Below are 12,046 nucleotides of genomic sequence, written 5' to 3' on the forward strand. Positions count from 1 at the left end.
CACACAGATTGTCTGATGAAAAGTAAATAGCAAGGCGTCTTGCGATTGAGACTTCAGTGTCCCCTTCGTCTAGAGGCCCAGGACACCGCCCTTTCACGGCGGTAACAGGGGTTCGAATCCCCTAGGGGACGCCACTTGCTGGTTCGTGAGTGAAAGTCGCCGACCCCCGTATCTCAAAACTCATCTTCGGGTGACGTTTGAGATATTTGCTCTTTAAAAATCTGGATCAAGCTGAAAATTGAAACGACACACAGTTAATGTGTGTTCGAGTCTCTCAAATTTTCGCAAACCGATGGTGAATCGAAAGAAACATCTTCGGGTTGTGAGGTTAAGCGACTAAGCGTACACGGTGGATGCCCTGGCAGTCAGAGGCGATGAAGGACGTGCTAATCTGCGAAAAGCGCCGGCGAGGTGATATGAACCTTTGACCCGGCGATGTCCGAATGGGGAAACCCAGTGTGTTTCGACACACTATCGATAACTGAATACATAGGTTAACGAGGCGAACCGGGGGAACTGAAACATCTAAGTACCCCGAGGAAAAGAAATCAACCGAGATTCCCCCAGTAGCGGCGAGCGAACGGGGAGCAGCCCGGAGTCTGAATCAGCTTGTGTGTTAGTGGAACGGTCTGGAAAGTCCGACGGTACAGGGTGATAGTCCCGTACACGAAAATGCACAGGTTGTGAACTCGAAGAGTAGGGCGGGACACGTGGTATCCTGTCTGAATATGGGGGGACCATCCTCCAAGGCTAAATACTCCTGACTGACCGATAGTGAACCAGTACCGTGAGGGAAAGGCGAAAAGAACCCCGGCGAGGGGAGTGAAAAAGAACCTGAAACCGTGTACGTACAAGCAGTGGGAGCCTACTTGTTAGGTGACTGCGTACCTTTTGTATAATGGGTCAGCGACTTATATTCTGTAGCAAGGTTAACCGTATAGGGGAGCCGAAGGGAAACCGAGTCTTAACTGGGCGTTAAGTTGCAGGGTATAGACCCGAAACCCGGTGATCTAGCCATGGGCAGGTTGAAGGTTGGGTAACACTAACTGGAGGACCGAACCGACTAATGTTGAAAAATTAGCGGATGACCTGTGGCTGGGGGTGAAAGGCCAATCAAACCGGGAGATAGCTGGTTCTCCCCGAAAGCTATTTAGGTAGCGCCTCGTGAACTCATCTTCGGGGGTAGAGCACTGTTTCGGCTAGGGGGCCATCCCGGCTTACCAACCCGATGCAAACTACGAATACCGAAGAATGTTATCACGGGAGACACACGGCGGGTGCTAACGTCCGTCGTGAAGAGGGAAACAACCCAGACCGCCAGCTAAGGTCCCAAAGTCATGGTTAAGTGGGAAACGATGTGGGAAGGCACAGACAGCCAGGATGTTGGCTTAGAAGCAGCCATCATTTAAAGAAAGCGTAATAGCTCACTGGTCGAGTCGGCCTGCGCGGAAGATGTAACGGGGCTAAACCATGCACCGAAGCTGCGGCAGCGACGCTTATGCGTTGTTGGGTAGGGGAGCGTTCTGTAAGCCGTTGAAGGTGGCCTGTGAGGGTTGCTGGAGGTATCAGAAGTGCGAATGCTGACATAAGTAACGATAAAGCGGGTGAAAAGCCCGCTCGCCGGAAGACCAAGGGTTCCTGTCCAACGTTAATCGGGGCAGGGTGAGTCGACCCCTAAGGCGAGGCCGAAAGGCGTAGTCGATGGGAAACAGGTTAATATTCCTGTACTTGGTGTTACTGCGAAGGGGGGACGGAGAAGGCTATGTTAGCCGGGCGACGGTTGTCCCGGTTTAAGCATGTAGGCGGAGGTTCCAGGTAAATCCGGTACCTTATTAACGCTGAGGTGTGATGACGAGGCACTACGGTGCTGAAGTAACAAATGCCCTGCTTCCAGGAAAAGCCTCTAAGCATCAGGTAACACGAAATCGTACCCCAAACCGACACAGGTGGTCAGGTAGAGAATACCAAGGCGCTTGAGAGAACTCGGGTGAAGGAACTAGGCAAAATGGTGCCGTAACTTCGGGAGAAGGCACGCTGATATGTAGGTGAAGCCCCTGCGGGTGGAGTTGAAATCAGTCGAAGATACCAGCTGGCTGCAACTGTTTATTAAAAACACAGCACTGTGCAAACACGAAAGTGGACGTATACGGTGTGACGCCTGCCCGGTGCCGGAAGGTTAATTGATGGGGTTAGCGGTAACGCGAAGCTCTTGATCGAAGCCCCGGTAAACGGCGGCCGTAACTATAACGGTCCTAAGGTAGCGAAATTCCTTGTCGGGTAAGTTCCGACCTGCACGAATGGCGTAATGATGGCCAGGCTGTCTCCACCCGAGACTCAGTGAAATTGAACTCGCTGTGAAGATGCAGTGTACCCGCGGCAAGACGGAAAGACCCCGTGAACCTTTACTATAGCTTGACACTGAACACTGGTCCTTGATGTGTAGGATAGGTGGGAGGCTTTGAAGCGTGGACGCCAGTCTGCGTGGAGCCGACCTTGAAATACCACCCTTTAATGGCTGGTGTTCTAACGTAGACCCGTAATCCGGGTTGCGGACAGTGTCTGGTGGGTAGTTTGACTGGGGCGGTCTCCTCCCAAAGAGTAACGGAGGAGCACGAAGGTTAGCTAATCCTGGTCGGACATCAGGAGGTTAGTGCAATGGCATAAGCTAGCTTGACTGCGAGAGTGACGGCTCGAGCAGGTGCGAAAGCAGGTCATAGTGATCCGGTGGTTCTGAATGGAAGGGCCATCGCTCAACGGATAAAAGGTACTCCGGGGATAACAGGCTGATACCGCCCAAGAGTTCATATCGACGGCGGTGTTTGGCACCTCGATGTCGGCTCATCACATCCTGGGGCTGAAGTAGGTCCCAAGGGTATGGCTGTTCGCCATTTAAAGTGGTACGCGAGCTGGGTTTAGAACGTCGTGAGACAGTTCGGTCCCTATCTGCCGTGGGCGCTGGAGAATTGAGGGGGGCTGCTCCTAGTACGAGAGGACCGGAGTGGACGCATCACTGGTGTTCGGGTTGTCATGCCAATGGCACTGCCCGGTAGCTAAATGCGGAAGAGATAAGTGCTGAAAGCATCTAAGCACGAAACTTGCCCCGAGATGAGTTCTCCCTGAGACTTTAAGTCTCCTGAAGGAACGTTGAAGACGACGACGTTGATAGGTCGGGTGTGTAAGCGCAGCGATGCGTTGAGCTAACCGATACTAATGAACCGTGAGGCTTAACCTTACAACGCCGAAGCTGTTTTGGCGGTGAGAGACGATTTTCAGCCTGATACAGATAACAGAATTTGCCTGGCGGCTTTAGCGCGGTGGTCCCACCTGACCCCATGCCGAACTCAGAAGTGAAACGCCGTAGCGCCGATGGTAGTGTGGGGTCTCCCCATGTGAGAGTAGGGAACTGCCAGGCATCAAATTTAGTGTGCTGATATGGCTCAGTTGGTAGAGCGCACCCTTGGTAAGGGTGAGGTCCCCAGTTCGACTCTGGGTATCAGCACCACTTTATACTTAGGTTAAAGTTCGGCAAGAAGTAAAAGAATTTGTCTGGCGGCTTTAGCGCGGTGGTCCCACCTGACCCCATGCCGAACTCAGAAGTGAAACGCCGTAGCGCCGATGGTAGTGTGGGGTCTCCCCATGTGAGAGTAGGGAACTGCCAGACATCAAATAAGTGAAAAGGCCATCCGAAAGGATGGCCTTTTTGCGTTTATGTGAAGAAAAAACGGTAGGCCGGGTAAGGCAAAGCCTCCACCCGGCAAAGCAAATGACTAATGAATCACCTGCGACAGGAATGCACGCGTACGTTCCGACTTCGGATGCGCAAAGAACTCATCCGGTGGGGCCTGTTCAACGATCTCACCGCGGTCCATAAAGATCACCCGGTCTGCCACCGTTCTGGCAAAACCCATCTCATGCGTCACGCACAACATCGTCATCCCGGATTGCGCCAGCCCAATCATAGTATCCAGCACTTCTTTCACCATTTCCGGATCCAGCGCAGATGTCGGTTCGTCAAACAGCATAATTTTGGGTTTCATGCATAGCGAACGGGCGATAGCCACACGCTGCTGTTGTCCGCCTGAGATCTGGCCGGGAAACTTATTGGCGTGCTCTGCAATACGTACGCGTTCGAGGTAATGCATTGCCAACGCCTCCGCTTCCTGTTTCGGCATCTTTCGTACCCAAATCGGCGCAAGCGTACAGTTCTGCAGAACGGTCAGGTGAGGAAATAGATTAAAGTGCTGAAATACCATCCCCACTTCCTGGCGAACGCGTTCGATATTGCGAATATCTTCATTCAGCTCGATACCATCAACCACAATGCGTCCCTGCTGATGCTCTTCAAGATGGTTGATACAGCGAATGGTTGTCGATTTACCTGAACCGGAAGGGCCGCAAAGAACGATTCGTTCGCCTTGCTTTACCTTGAGATTAATGTCTTTCAGGACATGAAACTGTCCATACCATTTATTCACATTTTCCAGCGTAATCATCGCGTCGGCGGGTGTCATAGTAATTTGGCTCATAATTTCCTCAGTGCGGTGTACGCCCGGTGTTAAAGCGCTTTTCCAGGTGCTGGCTGTAGCGCGACATGCTAAAACAAAAGATCCAGTAGATCAGAGCAGCAAAGACATATCCCTCGGTGGACATGCCCAGCCAGGCAGGGTCAACGGTTGCCTGCTGCACGCTGCTAAAGAGATCGAACAATCCGATGATGATGACCAGGCTGGTATCTTTGAAGAGGGCAATGATCGTGTTGACCAGGCCCGGGATCACCAGCTTGAGTGCTTGTGGAAGGATGACCAACCCCTGCGTTTTCCAGTATCCGAGAGCCAGTGATTCCGCTGCTTCGTACTGGCCTTTAGGTAACGCCTGCAGGCCACCACGCACAACTTCAGCGACATAGGCAGACTGAAACAGAATCACCCCGACCAGGGCACGAATCAGTTTGTCGATCGTTGTACCTTCTGCCATAAACAGCGGCAGCATGACCGAAGACATAAACAATACGGTGATCAGTGGTACGCCACGCCAGAACTCAATGAAGATCACGGAGAGCACACGCACGACCGGCATTGTTGAACGACGACCCAGAGCGAGTAAAATGCCCCACGGCAGAGCGCCAGCTATCCCCACAGAAGCGATAATCAACGTCAGCGTCAGACCGCCCCACTGGCGTGTTTCAACGCGTTCCAGCCCCAGGAAGCCGCCATACAACAACACCCAAACAATAATGGGATACGCCACAGCCCAGCCGGCAATATAGCGTCCGCGATGAGGTAGCTTTTTCCAGAACATTACGGCGATGGAAAGCAGACCGATAACCAGCGCCAGATTAATCCGCCAGCGCTGTTCATGAGGATACAATCCATACATGAACTGGCCAAAACGCTCGTGAATAAACACCCAGCATGCGCCCGCTTTCGTACAGTCGGCACGCGTGGAACCCACCCAGTTCGCCTGCAGGAATGCCCAGTTGAGTAGCGGCGGGATCAGTTCCCACATCAACCACAGGCAGACTATTGTCAGCAGGCTGTTGCTCCAGCTGGAGAACAGGTTCTTACGTGCCCAGATAATGAAACGTCCACCGGTTGTGCTGGCTGGACGCGAGGAGTGCGACAGTATCGCTTTCGACATCATAAATCCTTAGCGCTCGACCAGTGCAATACGGCGGTTATAAAGGTTCATCAGCAATGAAATCGCCAGACTGATGATCAGATAGACAGACATGGTGATGGCAATGGTTTCTATAGCTTGTCCGGTCTGGTTAAGCACGGTGCCGGCGAAGAGAGACACCATATCCGGGTAACCAATCGCGGCGGCCAGCGATGAGTTTTTGACAATGTTGAGATATTGACTGGTCAGTGGCGGAATGATTACCCGCAGGGCCTGGGGAATAATGACCTGGCGCAGCGTCACGGTATTCGGTAAACCAAGTGAACGCGCCGCCTCGTGCTGTCCGTAAGGCACCGCCTGGATCCCGGAGCGAATGATTTCTGCAATAAATGCGGAGGTATAAATCGAGAGCGCCAGCGTGAGTGCTGCCAGTTCAGGAATTAACACCATCCCGCCCTGGAAATTGAACCCGCGCAGATGGGGGATATCCCAGTGCAAAGCCGCACCAAAAAGCCAGTGAGCGACTAACGGTAAGCCAACAATTAGCGCAGCGCCAACGGGCCATGTTTTACGAAGCTGCCCTGTTTTAATCTGGTGCTTGCGGTTATAACGGAACAGCCCCACAGAAATGGCGATCGCAATAATAACTGCGACGATGAAGGCGTAAAGCCCTTCGGCGAACTGCGGAGAGGGAATGTATAGCCCACGATTACTCAGGAAAAACAGCTCAAACGCATCGACGGCCTGGCGGGGGCCAGGAAGGTTACGCAGGACCGCGAAATACCAGAAAAAGATCTGCAGCAGCGGTGGGATGTTGCGGAAAGTCTCAATATAAAAGGTTGAAAGCTTCCGCAGGAGCCAGTTTTCAGAAAGACGAGCCAGGCCAATAAAGAAACCCAATATCGAGGCGAAGACAATACAAAGCGCCGATACCAGCAGCGTATTCAGTAAACCGACCACAAACACGCGTCCGTACGTGTCACCTTCCTCATAATCAATAAGATGCTGAACAATACCAAACCCTGCACTGCGATCCAGGAACGCAAAACCGGAGGTAATACCGCGGTTATTCAGGTTGGTGATGGTGTTATGGATGAGATACACGGCGATGAGAACAACCGCAACAATAGCAATGATCTGGAATAGCCAGGCGCGGACCGCGGGATGAGAAAAGGATAGCGTTCCTTTTACGGCTGAGCGGCGATGGGACATAAAGAAACCTCAGTAACCATGACTCTGGACTGGGCACCGCCTGAGCAGTGCCCGTTACAGCTTTGACTTAACGTACTGGTGGCGCGTACTGAATGCCGCCGTTATTCCAGAGATTGTTCTGGCCGCGTTTGATCTTCAGCGGGCTTTCCGATCCCACGTTGCGCTCAAAGATCTCAGAATAGTTACCCACCTGCTTGATGATGTTGTAAGCCCACTTGTTATCCAGCTTCAGATCCTTGCCGAAATCACCCTCTTTACCGAGCAGGTGAGCCATATCCGGGTTGGATGGATTAGCGGCTTTCTCATCAACGTTTTTCGAGTTGATGCCCATCTCTTCCGCGTTCAGCATGGCAAACAGGGTCCAGCGAACAATGGAGAACCAGTCTTCATCACCACGACGAACAACAGGTCCGAGAGGTTCTTTGGAGATCACTTCTGGCAGCACAATCCATTCTGCCGGGTTGCTCAGCTTAATACGTAAGGCATACAGCTGTGACTGGTCAGAGGCCAGCGTGTCGCAACGGCCGGATTCCAGTGCTTTGGCTGATTCATCCGAGCGATCAAACGTCACAGGGGTGTATTTCATCTTATTGGCTTTGAAATAATCCGCGACGTTCAGCTCAGTATCCGTACCCGCCTGGATACATACGGTGGCGCCATCCAGTTCTTTGGCACTTTTCAGGCCCGCTTTATTGTGGGTCAGGAATCCGATGCCGTCATAATAGGTCACGCCGGTAAATGACATCCCCATACCTGCATCACGAGAGGAGGTCCAGGTGGTATTACGAGAGAGCATGTCAACTTCACCGGATTGCAGCGCCGTAAAGCGTTCTTTCGCCGTCAGCGGGGTGTATTTTACTTTGCTGTCATCCCCAAAAACGGCAGCTGCGACGCCGCGGCAGACATCCACATCAATACCGGTAAATTTGCCGTTCGCATCGGCATATGAGAAGCCAGGCAGACCATCACTGATACCACATTGAACAAAACCTTTCTTTTTAACGGCATCCAGTGTCGTACCCGCATGGGCCTGGCCCGCTACGGCAAACAACATGCCTGCAGCGGTCAGGCTGGCTATCATCGTCTTTTTCATAATGCATCCTGTGTGGCGAAATTTATCGTTATAGAAGCGCTTTTTAAGCGCTAAACCTGTCTGTGGCTTTGGCCAACGTTTATAAAGCAAACGTAATGCCAGTTTTGCGTTCCACAAAATAAGTGATAACAGAACGCTTAATGCTGAGTGTAGACACGCTTAAATAAAACGAATGCCCCGAAACGGTGCGAAATTACAACCTGTGCCACAAATCGGAGCAAAAGTTTCGATGAGGATGAGATAAATCAAGAGATAGTTTCTGAAGTGAATATTGGCAGGGTATTCAATAAGATTAATGTGTGAAAATCATCACGATAAAATATGAAATAAACTTTTATATACTAAAAAGATGTGATAGCCAGTCGATGGGAATTAATTTCTTGAATAAAAACGGGGCTATTTTTTTACTTATTAGAAAACAATGCACTTTTTAAACGCAAAAGCGCGGCCCGAGCCGCGCTTTCTTAATTGATGTTACTTCGTCAGGGCAACGATACCCAGCGTCAAACCCGCCACGGCAGCCGCTCCGCCGGCGATAGCACCCGCGGTTTCCCAGTTATCCTGGGTGGTGCCTTTCATACAGGTATTGGTATGAACCAGTCGACCCTGGTCATCGTAAACCGGTACACATGGAGAATCGTGCGCGCATCCAGCAAGTAGCGCAGCGAGAAGTGCAACGGAAATGAATCTTTTCATGATGTTACCTCAGTATTATTTCTCATTCGCTACAAAGCCAGGAGGGCTATTAACGAACTGGAGGCTATTTTACCACCGGGGTAACACCTCGTTGCACGGGGAATAATCTCAAAGTATGTCGTTTGTAAAAATCGTGGAGAAAAGTCGGTTTCAGGATGAATTAATGGAGAAATTATGGAGACACCACAGGGCGTTTCTACTTAATGTAAATCACCGCATTTTTAACACTGCAATTCAATAATGTCTAATTTATTGTTTATATTAAAAATAAAAAAGGCACCACAGGGTGCCTTTCAGGGGGACGTTACTCTTTATGGCGGGTAAACCGTCGCCGGACAACCACAAAGAAAACGGGAACGAAGAAAATCGCCAGCAGCGTCGCGGAAAGCATGCCTCCCATAACGCCCGTACCGACAGCATTTTGCGCACCGCTCCCGGCTCCGGTACTGATTACCAGCGGCATGACGCCAAGGATAAAGGCCAGGGAGGTCATCAGGATCGGTCGAAGGCGCATCCTTGATGCTTCCAGGGTGGCTTCAATAATCCCTTTACCTTCTTTATCCATCAGGTCCTTAGCAAATTCGACAATCAGGATGGCGTTTTTCGCCGACAGGCCAATTGTCGTCAGCAGGCCAACCTGGAAATAGACGTCATTGTTCAATCCGCGCAGCGACGCGGCGAGCAGAGCACCGATAACACCCAGCGGCACAACCAGCATCACGGAGAATGGGATGGACCAGCTCTCATACAGGGCCGCCAGACACAGGAACACCACGATCAGTGAAATGGCATACAGTGCGGGCGCCTGGTTACCGGAAAGGCGTTCCTGATAAGACATGCCCGTCCAGTCATAGCCAATTCCTGCAGGCAGTTTTGCGGCCAGGCTTTCCATCAACACCATCGCTTCCCCGGTACTTTTACCCGGTGCGGATTCCCCGAGGATCTCCATTGAAGGCATCCCGTTGAAGCGTTCCAGGCGAGGTGAGCCATAAACCCAGTGAGAGTAGCTAAAGGCGGAGAAGGGAACCATCTCTCCGTTCGCGCTGCGCACGTAAAGGTTGTTAATGTCCCCCGGCAGCATGCGGAAACGGGCATCTGCCTGCACGTAAACTTTTTTCACGCGCCCGTGGTCGATAAAGTCGTTCACATAGGTGCCACCCAACGCCGTCGAGATGGTCTGGTTGACGTCGGAAAGGCTGACGCCCAATGCCTGCGCCTTTTCCTGATCGACATCCAGCTTGAACTGAGGCGTATCTTCCAGTCCGTTTGGACGCACGCGCACCAGCAGGTCTGGGTGCTCTTTTACCATCCCGAGCAGTTGATTACGTGCCTGCGTCAGCTGGGTATGTCCCAGGTTAGCCTGATCGATAAGTTCAAAGTCGAATCCCGTTGCGGTTCCAAGCTCAATAATCGCAGGCAGGTTGAACGGGAACACCAGGCCGTCTTTAATCTGACTGAACGCTTTTGTCGCGCGACCCACGATAGCTTCAACGCTATTTTTCTCGCCCGGGCGCTCCTCCCAGGGCTTCAGGCTGACAAAGGCAATACCGGAGTTCTGACCCTGGCCGCTAAAGCTAAAGCCGTTTACGGTGAAGACGGATTCAACGTTCGCCTTCTCTTTGCCCAGATAGTAGTCCTGAACCTGGTCGAGGACCGCCTGAGTACGCGTCTGGGTCGCCCCCGCCGGGAGTTGAACCATTGTCATAAAGACCCCCTGGTCCTCTTCGGGCAGGAAGGAGGTCGGTAAGCGCAGGAACAACACCGCCATGCCACCAACAATAATGACATACACCACCAGATAGCGACCGGTCTTACGCAAAATACCGCTCACGCTGTTGCTATAGTGTTCCACACTCTTATCAAAGAGCGCATTAAACCAGCCAAAGAAACCCCCTTTCTTCTCATGGTGGTCGCTGGAGACGGGCTTAAGCAACGTTGCGCAGAGTGCGGGGGTCAGGATCAGCGCGACCAGCACGGATAGCGCCATCGCGGAAACGATAGTTAACGAGAACTGGCGATAGATGGCCCCAGTCGAGCCACCAAAAAATGCCATCGGAACAAAGACCGCCGAGAGGACCATGGCGATCCCCACCAGCGCGCCCTGAATCTGCTCCATCGACTTCTGCGTGGCCTCTTTCGGCGGCAGTTTATCTTCCACCATCACGCGCTCAACGTTCTCGACGACCACGATGGCGTCATCAACCAGTAGCCCTATCGCCAGCACCATCCCAAACATCGTCAGGGTATTGATGGAGAAACCGAACGCAGCCAGCACGGCGAAGGTCCCCAGCAGAACAACCGGCACGGCGATCGTTGGGATCAGCGTTGCCCGCAGGTTTTGCAGGAACAGATACATGACCAGGAAGACCAGAATGATCGCCTCAAACAGGGTCTTCACCACTTCATGAATCGAGATTTTCACAAAAGGCGTGGTGTCGTAGGGGTAGACGACCTTCAGTCCCTGCGGGAAGAACTGTTGCAGTTGTACCAGCTTGCTCTTAATGGCTGCCGCCGTATCCAGCGCGTTTGCACCAGTAGCGAGCTTAATCCCCAGACCGGTTGCCGCCTGCCCGTTTATTTTGGTCACCATATTGTAGTTTTCGCCACCCAACTCAATGCGAGCCACATCCTTCAGATGAACCATTGAGCCGTCCTGGTTCACTTTGAGCGTGACGCGACCAAACTCTTCCGGTGATTTCAGGCGAGTTTGCGCGATGATGGAGGCATTCAGCTGCTGTCCAGGGACTGATGGTGTTCCACCCAACTGGCCTGCTGCTATCTGGTCGTTCTGCGTTTTTAACTGATTGATAATATCCAGCGGCGTCAGTTGGTATTTGTTCATCGCGTTACTGTCGAGCCAGATGCGCATCGCATACTGGGCACCAAACAGCTGAACGTCGCCGACACCCGATGTTCGGCTGATGGCATCCTTGACGTTCGAAGCGACGTAGTCGGAGATATCATCCTGAGTAAGGCTTTTATTGTCCGAAACAAAACCGGCGACCAAAAGGAAGCTGCTGCTGGACTTCTCAACGCCAATCCCTTGCTGCTGAACTTCTTGCGGCAGCAGCGGCATGGCCAGCTGCAACTTGTTCTGCACCTGCACCTGGGCGATGTCCGGGTCTGTTCCCGACTCGAAGGTCAGGGTGATGGTGACATTACCCGCTGAATCGCTGGTGGAGGACATATACATCAGGTTATCGATACCGTTCATGTTCTGTTCGATAACCTGGGTCACGGTATCCTGTACCGTCTGGGCATCTGCGCCGGGGTAGGTTGCGGAAATCGCAACGGCTGGCGGGGCAATCGTTGGATACTGGGCAACGGGCAGTTTGAGAATAGCCAGCCCGCCTGCAATCATCAAAATGATGGCAAGTACCCAGGCGAAAACCGGCCGCTGAATAAAGAAATTAGCCATGTCGTCGTTCC

At 52.3% G+C, this 12,046-nt stretch carries 6 protein-coding genes, 2 tRNA genes and 3 rRNA genes; 5 read left to right on the forward strand and 6 right to left on the reverse strand.

All coding sequences use genetic code 11. The features are described 5' to 3' along the window. Positions 1 to 58: 58 nt before the first annotated feature. From O1723_RS02265 to rrf (O1723_RS02285), 5 genes are all read left to right on the forward strand, one after another. Positions 59 to 134 (forward strand) — tRNA-Glu (locus O1723_RS02265). A 192-nt stretch (positions 135 to 326) separates the two neighbouring features. Next, a 23S ribosomal RNA gene (locus tag O1723_RS02270) occupies positions 327 to 3,232 on the forward strand. A gap of 64 nt (positions 3,233 to 3,296) precedes the next feature. Next, positions 3,297 to 3,412 (forward strand): 5S ribosomal RNA (gene rrf, locus O1723_RS02275). A gap of 14 nt (positions 3,413 to 3,426) precedes the next feature. Continuing rightward, positions 3,427 to 3,502, forward strand: a tRNA-Thr gene (locus O1723_RS02280). Positions 3,503 to 3,545: 43 nt separating this feature from the next. Beyond that, positions 3,546 to 3,661 (forward strand): 5S ribosomal RNA (rrf, locus tag O1723_RS02285). Positions 3,662 to 3,767: 106 nt separating this feature from the next. On the opposite strand, the gene O1723_RS02290 is transcribed toward rrf (O1723_RS02285), so the two are convergent. The 6 genes from O1723_RS02290 to O1723_RS02315 all read right to left on the reverse strand — a co-directional run bounded on the left by O1723_RS02290 (position 3,768) and on the right by O1723_RS02315 (position 12,035). Continuing rightward, positions 3,768 to 4,526, reverse strand: a complete 759-nt coding sequence (locus O1723_RS02290; protein ID WP_014885454.1) for an amino acid ABC transporter ATP-binding protein — start codon at positions 4,524 to 4,526, stop codon at positions 3,768 to 3,770. Positions 4,527 to 4,533: 7 nt separating this feature from the next. After that, the gene (locus O1723_RS02295) at positions 4,534 to 5,637 is read right to left on the reverse strand and encodes an amino acid ABC transporter permease (RefSeq protein WP_014885453.1); all 1,104 of its coding nucleotides are present in this window, start codon (positions 5,635 to 5,637) and stop codon (positions 4,534 to 4,536) included. 9 nt (positions 5,638 to 5,646) lie between these two features. Beyond that, complete coding sequence (locus tag O1723_RS02300; protein WP_014885452.1) at positions 5,647 to 6,828, reverse strand: amino acid ABC transporter permease; 1,182 nt, start codon at positions 6,826 to 6,828, stop codon at positions 5,647 to 5,649. Positions 6,829 to 6,895: 67 nt separating this feature from the next. Further along, entirely contained in the window at positions 6,896 to 7,921 is a 1,026-nt protein-coding gene (locus tag O1723_RS02305) for an amino acid ABC transporter substrate-binding protein (RefSeq protein WP_014885451.1), read from the reverse strand. Positions 7,922 to 8,395: 474 nt separating this feature from the next. Further along, positions 8,396 to 8,617 (reverse strand): lipoprotein, encoded by a 222-nt coding sequence (locus O1723_RS02310; protein WP_008502867.1) that lies wholly within the window; start codon positions 8,615 to 8,617, stop codon positions 8,396 to 8,398. A 304-nt stretch (positions 8,618 to 8,921) separates the two neighbouring features. Beyond that, complete coding sequence (locus O1723_RS02315) at positions 8,922 to 12,035, reverse strand: efflux RND transporter permease subunit (protein WP_014885450.1); 3,114 nt, start codon at positions 12,033 to 12,035, stop codon at positions 8,922 to 8,924. Between the last annotated feature and the right edge of the window lie 11 nt (positions 12,036 to 12,046).

The organism is Enterobacter cloacae complex sp. HYC080_NIDB, assembly GCF_056673325.1.